This window comes from Hallerella porci (genome assembly GCF_003148885.1).
GTDB lineage: Bacteria > Fibrobacterota > Fibrobacteria > Fibrobacterales > Fibrobacteraceae > Hallerella > Hallerella porci.
This window is the reverse complement of the sequence record NZ_QGHD01000007.1, coordinates 99,895-121,392: the sequence shown is the minus strand read 5'-3', so window position 1 is coordinate 121,392 and position 21,498 is coordinate 99,895. Positions and strand designations below refer to the sequence as shown.

Genomic DNA, 21,498 nt, shown 5'->3' with positions numbered 1-21,498 from the left:
TGGCGACATGCTCAATGCAAAGCTTGCAGCAGCGGCGTTCAACTTCAAGAGGGCCATGAGGCGCTTTTTTGTCCTGTTGGAATGGCTATACTGTTGCTTCCTTTGCCGGGAAGGGGTGAATAAAAACGGCGAACCTCCTTATCCTGCGCTCGCGAAGTGACTTTTTAAGGGACGACTAAATAAAACGCTGCGCCCAGCTTTTAAAAATTCAGCACATTCTTTATAACAGTATTTGGGATTTGCTTGCACATATTTACTTCCCCGAAATTCTTTTAATCCATCTAAAGTTTCGGTGTAGCTAATGGATACAGAAAAATCATTTTCAAATTTTGCCCCAAATACAACGCCATTTTGAGCAATGATTTTTTCGGCAAGTAAACTAAAAATTCCCCCGCTGCTACTTTCTTTGCGAATGATTTCATTTTTATTGTAAGCGGCAAATGCATCGCAATTTTCATTTTTTGTTGGAGCATTTAATTCTGGACAAAATTTTTCGCACTTTTTACACGCAATGCATTTTTCTAAATCAACGCTTGGGTATAAAAATCCCTCGACATTGGGCTTCATTGTAATTGCGCTTACAGGGCAAACATTTGCACAAAGCGAACAACCTGAACATTTTTCTTTGGGTAAATTATGCATGGTGAAATACCTTTTTTATTTTTGCTAAAATATTTTTGCGTTCAAGTTTTGTCACACCAAAAAGCAATACAAAACAACTTGTCGAAATCACGCTGATTAAAGACGTTATGCAAAGGCGTAAAAAGCCTTCGTCAAAATGCTCTCTTGCAAAATAAGGTAAAATGCTTGCAAATAAAGTCACAAGAATTATGGGGATAATCGCTTTCTTGATAAAATCTAAAATTGAAAATTCGTGAGGCGCCTTAAAATAAAAACTCGCACAATCGAAGAAATAAGAGTCATTGCAATGGCAATAATTAAAACGCAATACGCTTCTGCCCCTAGTTTTAAAGCAATATAGGAAACAGGTAAATTCAAAAGCAGAATGCCGCCGACAACACTTTGGTATAATTTAATTTTTCCGGTTGCTTGAGCAAGCATAATAATGGTTCGACTCATTGAATCCACTAAAACATCGACTAAAGTTAAAATGGTAAAAAGAACAACAAAATCAGGTAGATTTTTTAACCATAATGATAATACATAATGCATTTCTAAAATTAAAGGAAGCGCAAAAATAAAAAGCAAATAAAAAGTGAATTTTGAACCCTTAAAAACTAAATCCATGCAATCTTTTTTGTTTTCTGCTGCGTATGTTTTTACAATTTGCGGATTCATTGCCGAACAAAAACTTTGCGAAAAAGAAGTAACCGCATTACTCACTTGTAAAGATACCGCACGAGCAGCATTTACAACCGGTCCATAAAATTGGTTGAGTAAAATATTAACGAGTTGATTTTTAAAAATTCCAACTGACGCTCCAAATAAATTCCACCCCGAATAGCTAAAAATCTCTTTAAACATCCCCTTATCCCAAACGAGTTTAAACTTGCATTCTTCATAGTGTTTTCTGCAATACAAACGATAAAGAGTTGTATTTACCATCGCCACAAAAAGCATTAACGCGCCATAAACAATCAATTTATCTTGCGGGATAATCATTAACGCAAAGACGACCGCTAATTTTAACACCGCTTCGACGATACTCACATATGCATAAACATTCATGTTTTCGTGCGCAATGATTGCCGCCATATAAGGCGTTGTAATGAGAGTAAACATAAACGAAACGACGGCGGCTTGGTAAATCCAAAATGCTGCGGTCATGCGTTCGGGTGGAATCACCAAATGATAACTCACAAACCAAAGCCCCACAGTTTCTGCTAAAATGAAAATCGCAATAATTAAAACCACATAAATGCTAAGGGTCACGCTAAATGTTTTTTTTTAGCCCCGCACTATCGCCCTTGCCCATCGCAAACGAAAAGAATCGCTGGCTTGCGGTTGCCATTGCCCCACTTAAAAAGCTAAACATCGTGACAACGCCTGCCACCACATTATAAATGCCGTAATCGGTCGCCCCAAGCACACTTAACACCACACGCACCGTGTAAAGGCTCACAAGCATAATCAAGATTTGCCGAAAATACAGCATCAGTGTATTTTTTGCTATGCGCTTTGTGTTGGATTTATAAGTTGAATTTTCGGGCATAAATTTCGGGGGTAATTGTAATAAATTTTGATATAATTTGCAAGCGAGAAGAGGAAATCGTGGTCAATGTTTAGTGGTATGATGTAATAAAAAGAAGAGAATAAAAAAGGACCTTCAGACAAAAAATTGACCCATATAATCTAGGAGAACTTATGCGTTATACGAAAGAACAAATTGTTGCAGCATAAAAGCACAACCAAACGATTTTCATATTAGCTCCCGCATTCACTCTTCGAAAAAAAATCGCGGGCGAAAATGGGAAACAAATTGCGTGGGAAAACGCGGTGAAATTGTTTTTAGAAAAATGAATTATTGCTTGTGCAATTCGAGAGCAACAGCGTCGTCGAGTTTCACCGAAGCGATGCGAGAAATGCCTTTAATTTCTTGCGTCACACCGTAAAGCATATCCGCAGCTGCCATCGTCCGCTTATTGTGCGTTACCAAAATAAACTGCGTTTGATTCGAGAAATGCCGCAGCAATTCCATAAAGCGCCCGATGTTTGCGTCGTCAAGCGGACCATCGACTTCGTCTAGCACGCAATACGGCGACGGCTTTTCCATATAAATGGCAAAGAGAAGAGAGACTGCAGTCAGTGCGCGTTCCCCGCCCGAAAGCGCTGTCACGCCGCGCATTTTCTTTCCTGTCGGACGCGCGTTCACTTCGATTGCCGCTTCGAGCGGATCCACGCCATCTTGGAGAGAAAGTTTTGCTTCGCCGTTAATCATGATGCGGCTAAAGACATCTTGGAAATTTTTCTGAATGTTGCGGAAAGTTTCGAGGAAGCGGTCGCGGGCAATGCCATCGAGTTTTGCAATCGTGCGTTCCAACGAAGCGCGCGCTTGATCCAAATCGTCGAATTGTTTTTCCACTTCAGCGAGGCGCGCTTTTTCGGCGTCGAAATCTTCCATAATGTCCACATTCACAGGGCCCAAACTCTTGATCTGCGAACGGAGTTCTGAAATTTCTTTTTTCGCTTCTTTTTCTTCGTATTCGACGCGCGTCACATCTTCGGCATGATCGATATCGACTTCCCATTCCGCAAAAATGCGTTCTTTCATGCGGTCGATATTGGTGCCGAGAGCGTTTATGCGTAACGTTAAATCGTTGATGTCATTCGAGCGATTCAAAAGTTTGCTGTTGATGTCGCGGACTTCAGAGCGCCAATCATTGACATCGCCAGCGACGACATTATAACGTTCGCGGGCAACGTCGCGCTCTTCTTCTTTCTTTCGCAATTCTTCATCTTTGCTTTGCACTTTTTCCGCGATTTCATTTTCTTTCTTTGACAATTCTTCTTTTTGAAGGTCGATTTTTTCGATTTCGCGGTTACGGCCAGCGATGATATCTTCGAACAAACGAACTTGTTCTGCAATCGATGCGATGCGATGTAAATTATTTTGCAAAGTCGATTGAGCGCTTCCCAACTGATTCCGCATTTCGCGGACATCGTCTTCTTTATCTTTATAAATCTGATCTTTTTCGGTGAGGGTATCCATCACCTTCGCGTATTCATCTTCGATGCTCTTCGATTCTTCTTCGGCTTTGGCGAGTTCTGCATCATCGGAACGTTCCGCAGAAAATTTTTCGATTTTCGATTCTGCATCGCGCAAGCTCGTTTCCAAATTGGCCATGCGACGTTCGAGATCGGTAAGCATTCCGCGGTGAATTTTTTCCGCAGCATTTCCCGAGCGAATTTGTTCTTCGGCTTCGCGAATTGATTCGCCCGTTTCCGAAAGCATCGCCCGCGATTCTTCCAAGCGTTCATTCAAACGTTCGCGGCCGTCCGCCAAGCGCTCAATTTCTGCTTTCAAATTTTCTAATTCTTCTAAATCTTTTTCGACTTCTGCTTTGCGAGCGAGAACGCCGGGCGCTTCGCTTTTTCCGCGGCCGCCGAGAACAAGTCCCGAAGACGAAACGTAACGGCCATCAAGAGAAAGGAACCAGTAATCTTCTGCTGCAAATTCTTGCGCCAAGGATTTTGCCACCGCAAAATTTTCGACGAGAATAGAACGGGCGAGCAATTTTTCGACAATCGGCAAAATCGCAGAATCTGCCTTAACAAATTTTGACGCTACGCCAATCACGCCAGGACGAAGCGGGAATTCCGCCACCGCAGAATTTCCATTCGCAAATGCAATCATCGCATTTCCCGCCGACGCCGAATCGAGCGCGCCCAAAAGCGAATCCAACTGCGAAGCATCGGCGACGACCGCATTCAACGAACGGCCGAGCGCAAATTCCACGGCATTTGCATATTGCGGATCTACCGTAATCAAAGAACCGAGAAGTCCTTTCACTTCGGAAGCGCGACTGTTGAGCAAATAATCGACGCCCGAGCCTGCGTCGCTGTTCATATTTTCGAGAACTTCTATACGCGATTCTAATGCGGCTTTGCGGGATTTTGCCTGCACAATTTTTTCGTCTTCCGCAGAAAGTGCCGCCGCTAAATTTTCAATTTCTTCTTCTTGAACACTTTTCCGTTCTTGCAAATTTTCAATTTCACGCTGCGCATCTTCGATGCCCGTGGCAATCGATGCGAGAGTTTCGTTCGATTCGCTTTTTTTGTTTTCTAAATCGGTGATGTCCGCTTGCCATTTTTGCACATTGGCGCGGAGCATTTCGGATTCGGCATCTTCGCGTTGCCAGCGAGAGCGCAAATTGTTCGCTTTGTTAATGCACGCGATGCGTTTGTCCGAAAGAGTCCGCGATTCTTCGCGGAGATCGTCCACATCATCGCGCAAAACTTGGAGCGCTTCTTCTTCGCGGGCGAGTTCTAATTGTTTTTCGGAAAGTGCATCTTCCGAGCCGAGCGCTTGCGTTTCTTCTTCGAGTTTTGTGCGCTCTTCTTTTAAAAGTCCGATGCGACGTTCTGCGTCAACGATTTCATCGCGATACTTTTGGCGATTCATTTCTGCGTTGCCCTGCATTTCGCGGTTGCGGGCAATTTCGTTATTCAAATCGTTGAGTTCTAATTCTTGCTTTTTAACTTCGTTTTCTAATCCGCGTAAATTTTCTTCGTCGCCAGCGATGACGAGTTGGCGTTCTGCAATTTTTGCTTCGAGTTCGGAAAGGCGCGTTTTGTCCGATTCTTGTTCGTGCGAAACGCGAGTTTTGGCATCATTTAAAACCGCTAAATTTTTGCGGTTATCTTCGTGACGGTCCAAGCTCACCGAAAGATCGAGTTCGCGAAGGCGACTGCGTAAACGCTTCCATTCATTGGCTTTTTCCGCTTGCTTTTCGTACTGACGAACGGTGGCGCGTTCATGACGCAAATTGTCTTCGACGCGTTCCATGTCTGCGCGGACGCGGTCTAACTGACTAATCGTTTCTTTGCGCTGCTTTTTGTATTTGCTAACGCCCGCGGCTTCTTCAAAAAGTGTGCGGCGATATTCCGGGCTATCCGCAAGAACATTGCGAATCATCGTTTCGTTCATCTGGGAATAATTTCCCGAACCGAGGCCCGAATCGAAGAATAAATTTTGAATGTCTTTTAATCGGCATTCTTGATTGTTGATGAGATATTCCGTGAGCCCATCGCGATGTGCACGACGAGTCACCATCACTTCGGAGTATTCCGAAGCCAAGTCACCGTTGCTGTTATCGATGACGAGCGAAACTTCGGCGATGCTCATCGCAGCGCGTTCTTCTGTTCCCGAGAAGATGACGCTCTGCATTTTGTCCATACGCAAAACCGAGGCGCGCTGTTCGCCGAGCACCCAACGAATCGAGTCCACAATGTTAGACTTTCCCGCTCCGTTCGGACCGACAACTGCGGTAAGACCGTTTCCCGGGAAAGTGATTTCTGTCCGCTGAGCAAACGACTTAAAGCCGAAAATTTTGAGTTTGGTAATTTTCACGGTGCAGCAAAGATAACTTTAAAACACGTTTTTATTCAAAATCCAAATCCCACTCGCCGTCTTTTTTCGAAAATTTTAGCAGTTCGCTGCCGCCGTCGAAATGCAATTTTCCGGCATAGACTGGGCTGAATTTTCCTGCGGAATCCGCCGCGTAAAATAGAATGTGAAATGTTCCCACAAAATCTTCTTCGTGCACAAACGAAAGTTCGCCCGGAAGAACGGTATCGGGAACCCAGACGAGAGTATCTTTTTCGCCGATGACGCAAAGTTTTGCAATCGACACATCCGAAAGATTTTTGAGCTGTAAACGCTCCGTGGAATCGACGACCAAATGCGTGCATGCGGTAAGAAAAATGGCGAAAGTTAGAATGAGAAAACTTTTCATTTTGCTTCCTCCATCACGATGCCTTTTGCGGTAATTTCCTTCGGCGCAGACGGTTTCCGCGTTTCTTGGAAAGCTTTTTCCCGTTCTTCGCGGCGCTTCTTTTTCACGTTGCCGTCGGTATCGATTTCACGAGTCATCATCGGCGTCGAACGCGAACCGTTTAAGCCGACGAATTTATCCAAAATTTTTTCGATTCCCAAATGGAATTGGGCGACAAATGTTCCGCGAAGTCCGAATACATTTTCAATATCGTCTGCGTGATTGTACGCGATGCGGAAAAATGGCATCGTAATGCCGCCGCCCCAAATCAAATCGCCGCCGCGTTTGCGGTAACAAGTCACATCGAACGAAACGACTTTCGACGGATCCGGATAATATTTCAATCCCACCGCCCGCAATGATTTATTCGGAAAATACACGAGCGCTTCGGCGTATAAACGCTGCGCAATTAAATTCTGCTCCCAAAAAAGTCGTAGAGAATCTTTGTCACCGTCGCGGTCAAAAAGGGCGACGTCGATGTTCGGCAAATACGTGAGCGGGCCCGAAGATTTTCCGCCGAGGACTTGCTTTGATTCCAAATTGAGAGTCACGCGGACATGCTTAAAATCCGAATGATGAAAACTCGTTTGCGCAGAAATCGGTCCCCAAACGGCAGCCACCCATTCATAAAGTGTATCGACTTCGGGCTCGTAAATTTTTCCGACATGTTCGGGGTTGACATATTGAATTCCGCCCGCAAATCCAAAATTTTCATGCGGACGCGAAAGGGTAAAGCCCGTCGTTTGAACGCTTCGAATGAGAGAAAATTTACTGTAATGCGGGAAGAGGACAAAGTCTTCGCTGTCCCAACCGTGACGTTCCATCCACCAAAGAATGCCGAGTTTCCATCCGCTTTTTCCAAGGGAATCGGCGAAGTAACCCGCAAAATTTTGCCGCAGAATATAGCCTTCATGTTTGCCGTATTCCGTCGTCAATTTCGATTGACTCGGCAGCGGAAAGTAGTAATAATTCGCGCCTAAATAACCGCTTGTCTGCGGATGAAAAACTTGGCCAATTTCTCGCAGTTGCAAATCGCGCGTAGCGCCACCGCCCGCAGAAACTCCCGCCGTTGTAACGTGCCCTGCAAAAGTCGGCGCAGAAAAAATCGCAAAAAACAATGCACATAAAAGAATGCGCATTGTTTGAATTTGCTTTTTGTGAACCGTTTTTTTCACGGAGAATTTAGTCCAAAGTGTGAACCAAAAGACCGTCGCGAAGTTTCGGTTCGAACCATGTGCTCTTCGGCGGCATGATTTCGCCCGCATCCGCAATCGCCATCAACTGATCGAGAGTTGTCGGATACATGGCAAAAGCGCAAGCACATTCGCCCGAGTTCACGCGTTTTTCGAGTTCACCGAGTCCGCGAATTCCGCCGACAAAGTCGATGTTCTTCGCTGTACGCGGATCGTCCACGTTAAAGAGCGGCTTCAAAACGAGCTTTTGAAGAAGGGCAACGTCCAAGCTATCGACCGGGCCCAAATCATTCAAATATTCCGGTTTGAATTCGCAAGCATACCACTTGCCGCCGATATACATGTTCACCACATTTTGCTTTTCCGGATGTTCTGCGCCGGCGAGTTCCGTGATGGTGAAAATCTTTTTGAGTTCGGCGAAAAGTTCTTCTTGTGTGCGACCGTTTAAATCTTTCAAGACGCGGTTGTAATCCAAAATTTTGAGCTGCGTACTCGGGAAGAGAATCGCCAAATAGCGGTTGTATTCTTCGTCGCCCTTGTTGTTTGGATTTTGCGATGCGCGGTAACCAGCTGCGCGAGCGCCCGCTGCACTACGGTGATGACCGTCAGCGATGTAGCTCACCGGAACCGTATCAAAGGCGCGGCAAATTTCTTCGATTTCTTGATCGTTATCGATGACCCAAACCGTGTGACCAAAACCGTCTGCTTCGGTGACGAAATCATAAACCGGATCGCGGGAAATGATTTTCTTCAACAAATTGAATTGACCGTTGTCGCGGTAAGTGAGGAAGACAGGACCCGTATTCGAATTCGTCGCCAAAATGTGGCGAAGGCGATCGTCTTCTTTGTCTTTGCGCGTTAATTCGTGCTTTTTAATGATATTGTCAAAGTAATCCTTCGCCGGAACCGTGCAAACGAGACCGTATTGTTCGCGGCCATTCATCGTCTGCCGATAAATATAAAGGCAATCTTTTTTGTCAAATGCGATGACGCCTTCGGCGATGAACTTATCCAAATTTTCTTTTGCGTGCGCATAGACCTGCGGGTCGTAAGCGTCAACGCTATCGGGAAGTTCGAGTTCTGCACGGGTGATGCGCAGATACGAATGCGGAAGTCCCGCGGCCATCGCTTTTGCTTCTTCGCGATTCATCACGTCATAAGGCAAAGCGGAAATGTCTTTTGCCTGAGCGGGATCGACAGGACGGAGAGCTTTGAACGGATAGATATGCATGTGTTTTCCTTTTTGCTTAGCTTCTTTAATGATAACTTGATCTTCGGAGATGAGCTCGTGAATGTATTTGTTCTTAATCGCGATATGCTTCCGCTTCCGATACGAAACGATAAAGTATGCAGCGATTCCAAAAGCGAGCCCAAAGATAAATGACACAATCGTAATGCCGAGAAGAAAGGCGAGAACGTGCCCCGACGCTTCCGTCCAAAGTTTTGAAACGACTTCGGTACAGTTGCTAAACGAAAGCCCTTCGAGTTCGTGAAGAAAGTCAAATTTGATTTCTTCGGGAGATAAAATTTGTTTGCCGATGTAATATCCCGACGGATAAAATACGCCGAATTGAGTGAGCGGATTCGCAACGAAAGAAGAAACGACGCCCGGAACTTTGGGTAAACGGAAAAGAGCGCAAGCGGCGACCGTCAAAATAATGGCGATGCCAATCGTCGGCATAATCCCGATGAAAACGCCCAAGAAAACAGAAAGCGCCACTTGCAACGCATCCATCCGCTTCGGAAACATCCGATTAAAATAGACGCGGGAAATTCGCGTTGCGCGGGATTTTTCCGATTTCTTTCTTTTGACTGCCATTCAATCACTCCAAAAAAATTTTTGCAAAAGATAGTTTTTTCTAATTCTTCCGATAACTTCCCGTGAATCCGCTCAGCAGTTTTCGTTGCACAATCAAGAAGAGAACGATGACAGGAAGAGTTGAAAGAGTTGCTGCGGCCATCATCAAATCGTAGCGCGAACCGATTTGTCCAAAGAATAATCGCATGCCCACGGGAATCGTCGCCGAAGCCGAATCCATTGAGAAAACCCACGCAAACATGAGTTCATCCCACGCTAAAATGAAAATGTAAATTCCCGTCGCCAAAATTCCGGGAAGAGCTGTCGGCACAATGATGCGGAAAAATGTTGAAATCGGAGAACAGCCGTCGATCATCGCGGCTTCTTCAATTTCACGCGGAACCGCGCGGAAAAAGTTTTGCAAAATCCACGCCGTCGTCGGAAGAAATACCGCCGAATATAAAAGCGTAAGTCCCCATCGCGTATTCAAAATATGAATGGACGAATGCACTTGCAAATAAGAAGCGATAAGAAACGCAGGAATGAGCAAAAGAATATTCGGAATCATTTGACTCCAAACGAGTCCTGCGCTCACCCAAACGCGCATCCGCCGCGAAACGCGCGAAAGTCCGTAGCCCGCAAATGCGCCGAGGAATAAACAAATCAAAACCGTTGAGCCGCAAATCAAAAGCGAATTGACAAAGAACGTGCCAAATGGAATCATCCGAAGCAAATCTTCGTAATTGCGCCAGTGCAAATAAACGCCGCCTTCGGGCAGTTGATGCATTTCTTTTTTCTGAGGATTTTTGAGAGGAATTTTCGCAATGCGTCCGCCTTGCATTCCCGCAAATAAATTCACATCTTGGAAAACTAAACTCGTCGCGGTTCCTTCGGTTTCTATCGTTTTTTGTTCGCGCACTTCGCTGAGCAAATCCCACAAATTCATTTCGACGATGCCGTTTGAAAGTCCAAAGAAAATGCGCCCGTTAACGCTTTTCACCGCCGAAATGTCCGATTGGAAAAGATCCGAATCTGCGTAAAGCCTTTTAATCGCACGCCCTGCGCGGAAATCAAAGAAGACGATTTGCCGCCCGCACGCAAAAAGCATTGCACTCCGGCTCACAATCGAAAGTCGCAAATCGCGTCCGTTGTAATAAGGAAGCCCGCCTTCGCCAAAGAGATAATTCGCTTTCACCCGCTGCGTTTTCACATCGATAAGCGAGAAGCCTTGATCGTGCGCTGCGAGAATTTCTTCGTTCGAAACGCGCAAAAGTCGCTGCACCGAACTCGAAGGCAATCCCGCTTGCGAATTGATCCAAGCAATTTTTCCCGTTTTGCGATTGACAAATGCAATGCCCGGAAATTGTTCCCACCACATGGCGACGCACAAATAATCGCCCGCATTCACAATCGAAACACCGTGATCGCTTGCGGGAACGCGATCGACCCAAATCGGCGTCCACAGAATTTGACGATAAAAAGTGAGCGGCGTCGGCGCAAGTTCTGCTAAGCACCAACGGAAAAGTCGGCGATTATCAAGAGGCGTTCGCTTTTTCTTTTTGAAAAGACGGCGAATCGCTGGGTTTACCCAATCGGATTTTTGCTTCCAAACCGAAAGGACGCTCGCCAATTTTTCTTCGGAATTCAAAATTTTATTCAGCTGAAAAATAATCGAAGAATCGCGCGCAAACGAAATTTGCAAAACATTCGCAAAAGTTTTTGAAGAATTTTCAATGAGCGGAATAGAATCTAACAATGCCCCGAGACGCTGAAATTCGCTCGCGGGCATTTGATTTTTCACATATAAAAATTTGGTAAAATCACTTTGCGAATACGATTCTTCAAACGCATTCATTCCCCAACGATTTTCCACTTTGAATTGATTCGGGTCAATTTGCAAAAGTCCTTCATCGGGAGAAAATGCGTAAAGGTTGGAATCCGCCATCGTATAATTGACAGAAACCGCAAACAAGTCCAATGTGCGGCGCGTTTTTTCGTCAAAATTTCCATTTTCAAAACGATAAATTTGCCCGTGTAATGTCCCCGCAAGCCATTTCCCGCCCGCGATTTTTTCTAAAAAGACGACATCATTCGGATACGGTTCCGGGAAAATTTTTCCTTGCTGAATTTCGCTTGAGCCTAATAGCGAACTCCACACCATCCACAAAAGCGGAAAGAGATTGAGAAGCGCAAATGCCCAAGCAAAATACTTAACCATTTTGCAAATCCTTCGCAAAATTGCGGAACCAAATCGAAACGCAAATAAGCATTAAAAGCATCGTCAATGTGCCAAGGGCTGCGCCTGCGCCAAAATTCCACGTTTGAAATGACATGCGATATAAGAATGTCATTATCAAATCTCCCGATTTTCCGGGGAAGCCAGAACCGTTGCCAAACATCATCGCGACAAGGTTAAAGCTATACATATTGATGACTAAACTTTCGAGAATGACCACTGCAAAAATCGGGCGCAGAAGCGGTAACGTAATATGCAAAAATCGTTCGCGCGAAGAAACGCCGTCAAGCGCTGCGGCTTCGTAAATATCCCGCGGAATAACGGCAATCGCCGACAAGAACATCATCATACAAAACGGCCAATTTCGCCAAATCGATGGCACGATAATCGCCCAAATCGTATTCGGTCCCGTGAGCCAATTCGGTTTAATCAAAGTGCCGTCTGCTGTATATTTCCAAACTGCGCCAAAAAGCCCCGAGATTTTATCCCAATGCAAATAATCGAAGAGAATCATGTTGACAATGCCTTCGTCTTGCTGCCACATAAATCCCCAGAGAAGTCCGACGATATACGTTGGCACAACCCACGAAAGCATCATCAGTCCGCGGACAATTTTTGCCGACGGAAATTTTTGCGTTACCGTCACCGCACCAAAAAGCCCGAAGACTAAACTTCCGCCCGAAACGCAAACCGTATAAATGACCGTATTGCGAATCGCATCGAAAAGTCCAGTTCCTGCGCCCGATGAAACCGCCTGCAAAAAATGGGTGACGCTGAAATTTCCGTGGAAAGCGTTCTGCAAATCCGGTGGGAAAAACGGTAAAATAATTCCAAAGAGAACTGGAATCAAAAGAAATATCGACGCAAAAATGAGCATCGGAAGCACAAACAAATAACGCGTTTTCATTTGCCACGCTCCCGTTCTCGCCGAATGAATCGATTGATTTCACGATCTGCCGAGCGGATTTCTTCTAAAATTTCTTTCGTCGGCCACGCATTTTGCGGACTCGATGTAATCAAATCAAAAATATTTCCGAAGCGGCGAAGCAAAATTTCCGTTTCAATTTCGCCCCAATACGAAACCGCGGGGTAAGCGCGCAAATGCGGAATCATCTGTTGGAAAATGCCGCGATTTTCGTCTTCTTTAAAATACGGATATTCATACGCCGAAAGTAACGTCGGCAAAAATCCTGCGACGCGCGAAAATTCCAACTGCACATCGGGACGCGAAGTAAGATAACGGACAAGCGCCATCGCAGACCGTTTGTGCTCCGTATATTTTGAAACCGCTAAATTCGAACCGCCCGCAAAATAATAAGTTCGTTTGCCCTCGGGCGATGACGGCGGAAGCATCACCGAATAATTTCGCGCCGTCACATTTTTCGATGAACCGCCCAAGAATCGCGGACTATCCAAGTACAAAGTTTTATTTGTTCCGTCAAACCAAAACGCAAGACGTCCTTCATCAAAATCCATACTCACTTGCGTCGTATTTTTTGTCAAATTTTTCCGGCTGTTAAAACCGTCGCGGACAAGGCTCAAATAAAAAAGAATTCCATCGATGCTTTCTTTTGTCGCGAGTCTGCTTTCGCTTCCCGTCGAATCGAGAAAGTCTCCGCCCGCACCCCAAATCCACGGGGCAAAATTATGAATCACATTCCAGTCGTGCTTTCCCGGATATCCAATCGGCGAAATCACTTGGCCTTCAATCGTCAAATTCGCCTGCTGAATTTTTAAAAGCGCTGCCCGAAAATCATTCCAATTTAAAACCGTCTGCGGACTAATTCCCGCTTCCGCAAGCACATCGCGGCGATAAAAAAGCGGCCGCACATCGACAAACCAAGGCACCGAAGTCGCAACCGTTCTTCCAATCGGCCGAGCAAATTTCATCGAAACTTCTGCAAACGCCGAATCGCCGCCCGAAGCGAGAATTAGCGAATCCATCGGCATAAGCGCATCCATCGCAGAAATTGAAGCCGCCCAAGTCGTCGGCATTTGCACCACATCGGGTCCGCTGTGCGTTGACGCTGCCGTCGTAATTTTCGTCCACGCAACGCTCCAATCGAGAACAGTTACGTGCACTTCAATTCCCGGATTTTCCAATTCAAAATTGCGCAGCACATGCAACATATCCGCCGCGGGATCTGGACTATTCGGCATAATCCAAAGCTGCAAAATTTCTTTTTCGTCATCCTCCGAACGGCAGCCCGTCAAAGAAAACAGGCCGAGAAATATCGCTAAAAATAAAAGCGTTATTCGGAGTTTCAAAGAATACATTCTCCCGTTGAAATATCAAAAAGGTGAATGTTTTTTTCGTCGAGAGACAAATAAATTTTTTCGCCCACGGCAAAAGATTCTGTCGGCGGAACGCGTAGCACAAAACTCTGCGCATTGTTCTGCGCATAAATTAACGATTCAAATCCCAAGCGTTCGACCACTTCGACCGTCACCGCAATCGACGAAGGCGAAGCCTGCGAAACGACAAAAAATTCTGGGCGCACGCCGACTCGTAAACGCGGAATTTGCGAAAAGCGATTTCGAAATTCTTCGGACACAGGAAATGTAAACGCTGCCTTTTCAAAAAAGAGACCGTCTTTTGTCCACTGCGCAGCAAAAATATTCATCGGCGGAATTCCGATAAAGCCCGCGACAAATTCATTCGCCGGATGCGTGTACAATTCCATCGGCGTTCCGACTTGCTGAATTTTTCCTTCCGAAAAACAAACGACGCGGTCACCCATCGTCATCGCTTCATTTTGATCGTGAGTCACAAAAACCATCGTCGCTTGCAAGCGCGAATGCAAACGCCCTAATTCCACGCACATCTGATTTTTCATCCGCGCGTCTAAACCCGAAAGCGGTTCATCAAAAAGGAAAATTTTGGGCTTGCGAACAAGAGCGCGTCCGAGCGCAACCCGCTGTTTTTGTCCGCCCGAAAGATGCTTTGGCTTACGATCTAAAATCGTTTCGAGCCCGAGCATTTCCACGGCTTCGCGGATACGTTCTTGAATTTCTTTCGCCGAATAAATGCCGCGGATGCGTAATGCAAATTCCAAATTTTCGCGGACCGTCATGTGCGGATAAAGCGCATGCGTTTGAAAAACCATCGCAATATCGCGATCTTTCGGTTCGAGATTTTCTGCATCGCGTCCGTGCAAAAATATTTTGCCCGCTGTCGGCGTTTCTAAGCCAGCGATCATCCGCAGAACCGAGGATTTTCCGCAGCCCGAAGGCCCCACTAAAACGATAAATTCGCCTTCGCGAATCGAAAGCGAAATATCTTTTACCGCATCTTCTTCGCCCGGATAGGCTTTGGAAACATGCGACAATTCAATCGCTGATTTGGCTTCTGCCATAAATCAGTCCTTGAGATCATCCTCATCAAAAGAATCTTCATCCGATTCGGATTCGGCATCTGTTTCTTCGTCTTCGGCCTTTGGCTTTTCAATTTCGAAAAGTTTGCGAAGCGGTTCGATGCGGTAGCGGTTCCGTTCTTCGGGGAGAGTGAACGGCGCTAAATTGAGTGCCACGAGAATGGAATTCGGATAATTATTGACCTTTTTCACAAATTCCGATTCCGAGCAACCTTCATTGTAAAAATCGACGACAAATGTATCCCACAATTCTTCATCGAGTTTTTGAAGAGCTTCGGCTTCGGTTGCAACGCCTTCGACAAAGGCGCCCGTGAGCAAAGTGGAAATCACTTCCAAGGCGTAATTGCGACGATTTTCGTCCCCTTCCCAAAGAAGAATGCGACGAGAACTGTAATCGCGCGGTTTCATCGCACTTTCAATATTATCTTCATTCGCTTGATCCATCGGAATCGAGCTGAATTCGTCATCATCATCAATACGAGCCATAAAATTGCATTCCTTTATTTTTCAATAATTTAGAAAAATCAAGCCCGCGAAAAGCACGCGCTCAATTCATCAAAACTTTTTAGCGCTTAATTTCTAAAAAATGTCGCCGCATTTTCCGAAAGATTGCAAAGCGCATCCAAGAAATAAAGCTGCATCGTTCCGTTGCCTTTTGCGGTGAGGCCTGCGATTTCGCCCGCAATTCCCATCGCGGTCATTCCAAAATACGCTGCGTCAAATGCATTCTTTTCGACAGCAGCAAACGCAGCCAAAATCGCCGTAGCCGTGCATCCCATTCCGGTGACGCGTCCCATAAGCGGGTGCCCATTCAAAACGCGTTTCACATTTTCACCGTCCGTGATGACATCGACTGCGCCGCTCACGACGACGATTGCGCCCGTTTCTTTCGCTAAAATTTTCGCCGAAGTAATTGCATCGTCCGCCGAATTCGTGCTATCGACGCCTTTCGTCTGCACATTCACCCGAGCAAGGCTCATAATTTCCGAAGCGTTTGCGCGGATAATCGTCGGTTTTACGTGCTGCAAAATTTCTGCCGCTGCCTGCGAACGATACGGCGTAGCACCCACTCCCACGGGATCAAATACGACGGGAATTCCCTTCGCATTTGCCGCTTTCCCTGCGACAATCATCGACTGCACCCAATCATGTTCAAGAGTTCCCATGTTGATGACAAGAGCCGAAGCGATTTTCACCATATCGGCGACTTCTTCAATTGCATGCGCCATCACCGGCGAAGCTCCGATAGCAAGAAGAGCGTTTGCAGTATTATTCATCACCACAAAATTCGTGATATTATGAATAAGCGGAGCTTTTTCGCGGATAAGCTCCAAATCCTTTTGAAAAATTTCTCGTGTTTGCATAGCGCAAAGGTAGAAATTCTTTTGAAAAATCAAGCGCGGGATTTTTCGGAGCGTTTTTTTTTGACAAAACGTTTCATTTTGAAACAAAACATGAAACACTTTTCTTAAAAATTGTAAAATTTCACCATTTTCGCGGGATTTTTCAAATTGGCACGATTCTTGCATAGAAAACGGGCGAAGAAAATCCGCATTTGCGGTAAAAATTTCAACAATGAGGTAACATAGTTATGATTAAGCCACTTGCAGATAGAGTTCTCATCGAACCCGCTCCCGCTGAAGAAAAGACCGAAAGCGGTCTCTATATTCCGGATAATGCAAAAGAAAAGCCGATGCAGGGCAAGGTAATCGCTGTTGGTCCGGGCAAGAAGGACGAAAACGGTAAAGCGATTCCGATGGAAATCAAGGTTGGCGACCAGGTTCTTTACGGCAAGTACAGCGGAACCGAAGTTTCTGTCGAAGGAAAGGATTATTTGATCGTCCGCGAAAGCGATGTTTTCGCAATTCTCTAATCGGAAAAGTTTTAATTAGGAGATTACTAAAATGGCTAAACAGTTGAAGTTTGATGTTGCAGCTCGTGAAAGTTTGATGAAAGGTGTTGACCAACTCGCTAATGCGGTGAAGGTCACGCTCGGACCGAAAGGCCGTAATGTGATGATCGGCAAGTCTTATGGCGCTCCGACTGTCACAAAAGACGGTGTTTCTGTTGCAAAAGAAGTTGAACTTTCGGATACTTACGAAAATCTCGGCGCTCAAATGGCAAAAGAAGTCGCAAGCAAGACTAGCGATACCGCTGGCGACGGCACCACAACAGCAACCGTTCTCGCTCAAGCGATTACCCGCGAAGGCTTGAAGAACGTCGCAGCTGGTGCAAATCCGATGGACATCAAGCGCGGTATGGACGCAGCTGTTGCTGCTGTCATCGAAAAGCTCGGCAAGATGGCTGTCAAGATTAACGGCAAGGAACACATCGCTCAGGTCGCAACCATTTCTGCGAATAACGATTCCGAAATCGGCGATCTTTTGGCAGATGCGATGGAAAAAGTCGGTAAAGACGGCGTCATTACCCTCGAAGAATCGAAGACTGCAGAAACCACCCTCGAAGTGGTTGAAGGCATGCAGTTTGACCGCGGTTACCTTTCTCCGTATTTCGCAACGAACACCGATACGATGGAAGTCAACCTCGAAAATCCGTTCATCTTGCTCTATGACAAGAAGATTTCTTCGATGAAGGATTTGCTTCCGATTTTGGAACAAGTTGCAAAGCAAGGCAAGTCTCTTCTCATCGTCGCCGAAGATGTGGACGGTGAAGCTCTCGCCACTCTCGTCGTGAACAAGATTCGTGGCACTTTGAAGGTTGCAGCCGTCAAGGCTCCGGGCTTTGGCGATCGCCGTAAAGCAATGCTTCAAGATATCGCAATTCTCACCGGCGGTGCACTCGTTTCCGAAGAAACCGGTGCAAAGCTCGAAGACGCTCCGATTACCGTTCTCGGTCGCGCAAAATCGGTGACCATTACCAAAGACAACACAACGATTGTCGAAGGTGCTGGCGACGCTGCTGCGATTAAGGCTCGCGTGGGTCAAATCAAGAAGCAAATCGAAACGACGACAAGCGATTACGACCGCGAAAAGCTCCAAGAACGCTTGGCAAAGCTCGCTGGCGGTGTCGCTGTGATTAAAGTCGGTGCAGCAACCGAAGTCGAAATGAAAGAAAAGAAAGACCGCGTGGACGATGCCATGCACGCAACACGTGCTGCTGTCGAAGAAGGCATTGTTCCGGGTGGTGGCGTAGCACTCATCCGCGCTGCAGACGCAATCGATGCGCTCAAGTTCAACAATGCAGATGAACAGACCGGTGCAAAGATCATTCGTCGCGCTATCGAAGAACCGCTTCGTCAGATTGTGAAGAACGCGGGTCTCGAAGATTCCGTGATCGTGAACAAGGTCAAGGAAGGCAAGGACGGTTTCGGTTATAACGCAAAGACCGATGTCTACGAAGACTTGATCAAAGCGGGCGTAATCGACCCGGCGAAGGTGACGAAGACCGCTCTCAAGAACGCCTCTTCTATCGCTTCGATGCTCCTTTCTACCGACTGCGTCATCGCAGAAAAGAAAGAAGACAAGCCTGCTCCGATGCCGCAAGGCATGGGCGGCGGAATGGGCGGCATGATGTAATTCATCCTACTCCGTGGAAAAAAGCGTCGCATTTTATGCGACGCTTTTTTTGTTTCTGCAAAATCGCAGACATTATCCGCAAACGCGCCCCTGCGGGGCGCGTTGTTTCAGAATTAAACGTTTTATTTTCAAAATAGACCGATTTCGCACGAATTGAAATTGGCACGCATTTTGCTTTTTATTTCTCGTAAACTTTAAACTAAACAAGGCAGAATATGTCTGAAGAAAAGAAAAATCCAGAAAACGAAGATATCATGAAGGCTGCAGAAGAAGTCATCCATTCTGCAGAAAAGTCTAGCGAATCCCCCGCTCCGACAGAAGCCGCAGCGGAATCCGCAGAAAAAAAAGACGAAAAGCCCGCAGAAGCATCCAACGCAGATGCAAATGCCGAACTGACCCAAGCAAAAGCCGAAATTGAATCGTTAAAAGCGCAACTAGCCGAAAGCAAAGACCGCTACGTGCGTTTAATGGCTGAATTTGATAATTTCCGCCGTCGCACCGCCAAAGAACAACTGGATTTAATCGAAACGGCAAATGCCAAACTTCTCGAAAAACTTTCCGAAGTTCTCGATAATTTTGAACGCGCCGCGCACCCCGATAATAATAAGCAGAAAGATTATGATTCCTTTGCCAAAGGCATTCAAATGATTCACGATCAATTTGCAAAAATTTTGAAAGAAGCGGGATTGGAACAGCTCAATCCTGTCGGCGAACCTTTTGATCCAAATGTCCACGAAGCGTTGATGAATCAGCCTTCGGATACAATTCCCGAATCGCATGTCGTTCAAGTTTTCCAAAAAGGCTATAAGCTGAAGAACAAACTTATCAAAACCGCCAAGGTAATCGTTTCATCCGGTCCTGCTTCAAAATGAAACACCCGCAAAATGAATTGGCGAAAAACATCAAATTTGGACGTTTAGTAAAAATGGCACACTTTTTGCTTTACTAAGCGCAGAAAAAAATGAAGGAGAATCTACTATGAGTAAGATTATTGGTATTGACTTAGGTACGACAAACAGCTGCGTCGCCGTGATGGAAGGCGGCAAGCCGGTCGTTATCGCAAACGCGGAAGGTTTCCGCACAACTCCGTCCATTGTCGCATTTGGCAAGAACGGTGAACACTTGGTGGGTCACGTGGCAAAACGCCAAGCGATTACCAACCCGGAAAACACAATTTATTCTATCAAGCGCTTTATGGGTCGTCGCGCAGGCGAATGCAGCGATGCCGAAAAGCACATGCCGTATAAGCTCGTCGGAACGGGTAACGATCCGGTCCGCGTGAAAGTCGGCGACAAGGAATTTGCTCCTCCTGAAATTTCTGCAATGGTGCTTCAAGCGATGAAGAAAACCGCAGAAGATTATTTGGGACAGCCGGTAACTCAAGCGGTGATTACTGTTCCTGCTTACTTTAGCGACTCGCAACGTCAAGCGACGAAGGATGCGGGTAAAATTGCAGGCTTGGACGTTCTCCGTATTGTGAACGAACCGACTGCAGCAGCACTCGCTTACGGTTTGGATTCGAAGAAGAGCGAAAAGGTTGCCGTGTATGACCTCGGCGGTGGTACTTTCGATATTTCCATCTTGGAAATCGATGACGGTATGTTCAGCGTGAAGGCGACGAACGGTGATACAATGCTCGGCGGTGATAACTTCGACGAAGTCATCATCGACTGGATTAACGATGAATTTAAGAAGTCGAATCCGGGCATTGATTTGAAGAGCGATAAGATGGCTCTGCAACGTTTGAAAGACGCCGCAGAAAAGGCAAAAATTGACCTTTCTGCAACGACTTCGACAAACATCAATTTGCCGTTCATTACCGCAGACGCTACAGGTCCGAAACATTTGGATTTGACTCTCACCCGTGCAAAATTCGATCAGATTACCGCACACTTGGTCGAACGCACCATCGGTCCTTGCGAAAAGTGCTTGAAGGACTCGGGACTTAGCCTCTCGGAAATCGACGAAGTGATTCTCGTCGGCGGTTCTACCCGTATTCCGGCTGTGCAAGCGAAGGTGAAGGAATTCTTCGGCAAGGAACCGAACAAGACAGTGAACCCGGATGAAGTCGTGGCAATCGGTGCTGCAGTTCAAGGAGCCGTGCTCTCGGGCGATTCGTCTGTGAAAGACGTCTTGCTTTTGGATGTGACTCCGCTTTCTCTCGGTATCGAAACTCTCGGCGGCGTGATGACGAAGCTCATCGACCGCAATACGACAATTCCGACCAAGAAGAGCCAAGTCTTCTCGACCGCAGAAGATAACCAATCTGCAGTGACCATTCACGTGCTCCAAGGTGAACGTACTTACGCTCGCGATAACCGCACCCTCGGTCACTTTGACCTTACGGGTATCAGCCCGAAGCCACGTGGAATCCCGCAGATTGAAGTTACCTTCGACATCGACGCAAACGGCATTGTGCACGTTTCTGCAAAGGATAAAGAATCCGGCAAGGAACAATCGATTAAGATTACTTCTTCGAGCGGACTTTCTGAAGAAGAAATTGAACGCATGAAGAAAGATGCCGAAGCGAATGCCGAAAAGGATAAAGCAGACCGCGAAAAAGAAGATGCGAAGAACAAGGCAGAACAAATTGTCTATCAGGCAGAAAAGCAGTTGAAGGAAGTCGGCGATAAGATTCCTGCCGACACCAAGAGCCAGCTCGAAGCCGCTATCCAAGAAATCAAGGATAAGAAGGACAATGGTTCGAAGGCCGAAATCGATGCAGCTGTTGAAAAACTCCAGAACATGCTCGGTTCGATGGCCGGTGCCGCACAAGGCGCTCCGAACGCAGGCGCATCTTCTGCTCCGCATAGCGAAGCTCCGAAGAGCGAAAGCAAGAAGGGCGACGGTCCTATCGATGCAGACTATACTGTCGTCGATGACGACAAGAAGAATTAATGATTCTC

At 46.3% G+C, this 21,498-nt stretch carries 17 protein-coding genes; 4 read left to right on the top strand and 13 right to left on the bottom strand.

Going from position 1 to position 21,498, the window contains the following annotated elements; translation table 11 throughout:
- Window positions 1-138: 138 nt before the first annotated feature.
- The 13 genes from B0H50_RS05480 to thiM form a co-directional block, all read right to left on the bottom strand.
- Complete coding sequence (locus tag B0H50_RS05480) at window positions 139-642, bottom strand: 4Fe-4S dicluster domain-containing protein (RefSeq protein ID WP_109587380.1); 504 nt, start codon at window positions 640-642, stop codon at window positions 139-141.
- A gap of 216 nt (window positions 643-858) precedes the next feature.
- Window positions 859-1,875 carry an MATE family efflux transporter gene (locus B0H50_RS05475; RefSeq protein WP_146193688.1) on the bottom strand — a complete coding sequence of 339 codons (1,017 nt, stop codon included), beginning with the start codon at window positions 1,873-1,875 and terminating at the stop codon, window positions 859-861.
- 19 nt (window positions 1,876-1,894) lie between these two features.
- On the bottom strand, window positions 1,895-2,173 hold the full coding sequence (locus B0H50_RS05470) for a hypothetical protein (RefSeq protein WP_109587378.1): 279 nt from the start codon (window positions 2,171-2,173) through the stop codon (window positions 1,895-1,897).
- A 309-nt stretch (window positions 2,174-2,482) separates the two neighbouring features.
- Window positions 2,483-6,031 (bottom strand): chromosome segregation protein SMC, encoded by a 3,549-nt coding sequence (gene smc / locus B0H50_RS05465; protein WP_109587377.1) that lies wholly within the window; start codon window positions 6,029-6,031, stop codon window positions 2,483-2,485.
- Window positions 6,032-6,062: 31 nt separating this feature from the next.
- Window positions 6,063-6,416, bottom strand: a complete 354-nt coding sequence (locus tag B0H50_RS05460) for a hypothetical protein (protein ID WP_106199112.1) — start codon at window positions 6,414-6,416, stop codon at window positions 6,063-6,065.
- The gene (locus tag B0H50_RS05455; RefSeq protein ID WP_146193687.1) at window positions 6,413-7,594 is read right to left on the bottom strand and encodes a hypothetical protein; all 1,182 of its coding nucleotides are present in this window, start codon (window positions 7,592-7,594) and stop codon (window positions 6,413-6,415) included. Before B0H50_RS05455 ends, B0H50_RS05460 begins: the two co-directional genes overlap by 4 nt.
- Window positions 7,595-7,637: 43 nt before the next feature.
- On the bottom strand, window positions 7,638-9,467 hold the full coding sequence (locus B0H50_RS05450) for a DUF1015 family protein (protein WP_109587375.1): 1,830 nt from the start codon (window positions 9,465-9,467) through the stop codon (window positions 7,638-7,640).
- 40 nt (window positions 9,468-9,507) lie between these two features.
- Window positions 9,508-11,664, bottom strand: coding sequence for a carbohydrate ABC transporter permease (locus B0H50_RS05445; protein WP_109587374.1), 2,157 nt, complete (start codon window positions 11,662-11,664; stop codon window positions 9,508-9,510).
- Window positions 11,657-12,589 carry a carbohydrate ABC transporter permease gene (locus tag B0H50_RS05440; protein ID WP_109587373.1) on the bottom strand — a complete coding sequence of 311 codons (933 nt, stop codon included), beginning with the start codon at window positions 12,587-12,589 and terminating at the stop codon, window positions 11,657-11,659. Before B0H50_RS05440 ends, B0H50_RS05445 begins: the two co-directional genes overlap by 8 nt.
- On the bottom strand, window positions 12,586-13,959 hold the full coding sequence (locus tag B0H50_RS05435; RefSeq protein WP_109587372.1) for an extracellular solute-binding protein: 1,374 nt from the start codon (window positions 13,957-13,959) through the stop codon (window positions 12,586-12,588). Before B0H50_RS05435 ends, B0H50_RS05440 begins: the two co-directional genes overlap by 4 nt.
- Window positions 13,947-15,038 carry an ABC transporter ATP-binding protein gene (locus tag B0H50_RS05430; protein ID WP_109587371.1) on the bottom strand — a complete coding sequence of 364 codons (1,092 nt, stop codon included), beginning with the start codon at window positions 15,036-15,038 and terminating at the stop codon, window positions 13,947-13,949. The genes B0H50_RS05435 and B0H50_RS05430 overlap by 13 nt, the downstream gene beginning before the upstream one ends.
- 3 nt (window positions 15,039-15,041) lie before the next feature.
- Window positions 15,042-15,542: a hypothetical protein gene (locus B0H50_RS05425; RefSeq protein WP_106199131.1), complete on the bottom strand. Its 501-nt coding sequence runs from the start codon at window positions 15,540-15,542 to the stop codon at window positions 15,042-15,044.
- Window positions 15,543-15,628: 86 nt separating this feature from the next.
- Window positions 15,629-16,420 carry a hydroxyethylthiazole kinase gene (thiM, locus tag B0H50_RS05420; RefSeq protein WP_109587384.1) on the bottom strand — a complete coding sequence of 264 codons (792 nt, stop codon included), beginning with the start codon at window positions 16,418-16,420 and terminating at the stop codon, window positions 15,629-15,631.
- Window positions 16,421-16,647: 227 nt separating this feature from the next.
- Here thiM and groES point away from each other — a divergent pair, with 227 nt between their 5' ends.
- From groES to dnaK, 4 genes are all read left to right on the top strand, one after another.
- Window positions 16,648-16,929, top strand: a complete 282-nt coding sequence (gene groES / locus B0H50_RS05415; protein ID WP_106199133.1) for a co-chaperone GroES — start codon at window positions 16,648-16,650, stop codon at window positions 16,927-16,929.
- A 31-nt stretch (window positions 16,930-16,960) separates the two neighbouring features.
- A complete protein-coding gene (groL, locus tag B0H50_RS05410) occupies window positions 16,961-18,592 on the top strand; it encodes a chaperonin GroEL (RefSeq protein ID WP_109587370.1) in 1,632 nt (543 codons plus the stop codon).
- Window positions 18,593-18,807: 215 nt separating this feature from the next.
- Window positions 18,808-19,464, top strand: a complete 657-nt coding sequence (gene grpE, locus B0H50_RS05405) for a nucleotide exchange factor GrpE (protein ID WP_106199137.1) — start codon at window positions 18,808-18,810, stop codon at window positions 19,462-19,464.
- Window positions 19,465-19,570: 106 nt separating this feature from the next.
- Window positions 19,571-21,490, top strand: a complete 1,920-nt coding sequence (gene dnaK, locus B0H50_RS05400) for a molecular chaperone DnaK (RefSeq protein WP_106199139.1) — start codon at window positions 19,571-19,573, stop codon at window positions 21,488-21,490.
- The last annotated feature ends 8 nt before the right edge of the window (window positions 21,491-21,498 follow it).

Excerpts from the sequence above, each read along its gene's own strand:
- B0H50_RS05480 (WP_109587380.1), bottom strand. The coding sequence starts at position 642 with ATGCATAATTTACCCAAAGAAAAATGTTCAGGTTGTTCGCTTTGTGCA.
- B0H50_RS05470 (WP_109587378.1), bottom strand. The coding sequence starts at position 2,173 with ATGCCCGAAAATTCAACTTATAAATCCAACACAAAGCGCATAGCAAAA.
- B0H50_RS05460 (WP_106199112.1), bottom strand. The coding sequence starts at position 6,416 with ATGAAAAGTTTTCTCATTCTAACTTTCGCCATTTTTCTTACCGCATGC.
- B0H50_RS05455 (WP_146193687.1), bottom strand. The coding sequence starts at position 7,594 with ATGCGCATTCTTTTATGTGCATTGTTTTTTGCGATTTTTTCTGCGCCG.
- B0H50_RS05450 (WP_109587375.1), bottom strand. The coding sequence starts at position 9,467 with ATGGCAGTCAAAAGAAAGAAATCGGAAAAATCCCGCGCAACGCGAATT.
- B0H50_RS05445 (WP_109587374.1), bottom strand. The coding sequence starts at position 11,664 with ATGGTTAAGTATTTTGCTTGGGCATTTGCGCTTCTCAATCTCTTTCCG.
- B0H50_RS05440 (WP_109587373.1), bottom strand. The coding sequence starts at position 12,589 with ATGAAAACGCGTTATTTGTTTGTGCTTCCGATGCTCATTTTTGCGTCG.
- B0H50_RS05435 (WP_109587372.1), bottom strand. The coding sequence starts at position 13,959 with ATGTATTCTTTGAAACTCCGAATAACGCTTTTATTTTTAGCGATATTT.
- B0H50_RS05430 (WP_109587371.1), bottom strand. The coding sequence starts at position 15,038 with ATGGCAGAAGCCAAATCAGCGATTGAATTGTCGCATGTTTCCAAAGCC.
- B0H50_RS05425 (WP_106199131.1), bottom strand. The coding sequence starts at position 15,542 with ATGGCTCGTATTGATGATGATGACGAATTCAGCTCGATTCCGATGGAT.
- thiM (WP_109587384.1), bottom strand. The coding sequence starts at position 16,420 with ATGCAAACACGAGAAATTTTTCAAAAGGATTTGGAGCTTATCCGCGAA.
- groES (WP_106199133.1), top strand. The coding sequence starts at position 16,648 with ATGATTAAGCCACTTGCAGATAGAGTTCTCATCGAACCCGCTCCCGCT.
- groL (WP_109587370.1), top strand. The coding sequence starts at position 16,961 with ATGGCTAAACAGTTGAAGTTTGATGTTGCAGCTCGTGAAAGTTTGATG.
- grpE (WP_106199137.1), top strand. The coding sequence starts at position 18,808 with ATGTCTGAAGAAAAGAAAAATCCAGAAAACGAAGATATCATGAAGGCT.
- dnaK (WP_106199139.1), top strand. The coding sequence starts at position 19,571 with ATGAGTAAGATTATTGGTATTGACTTAGGTACGACAAACAGCTGCGTC.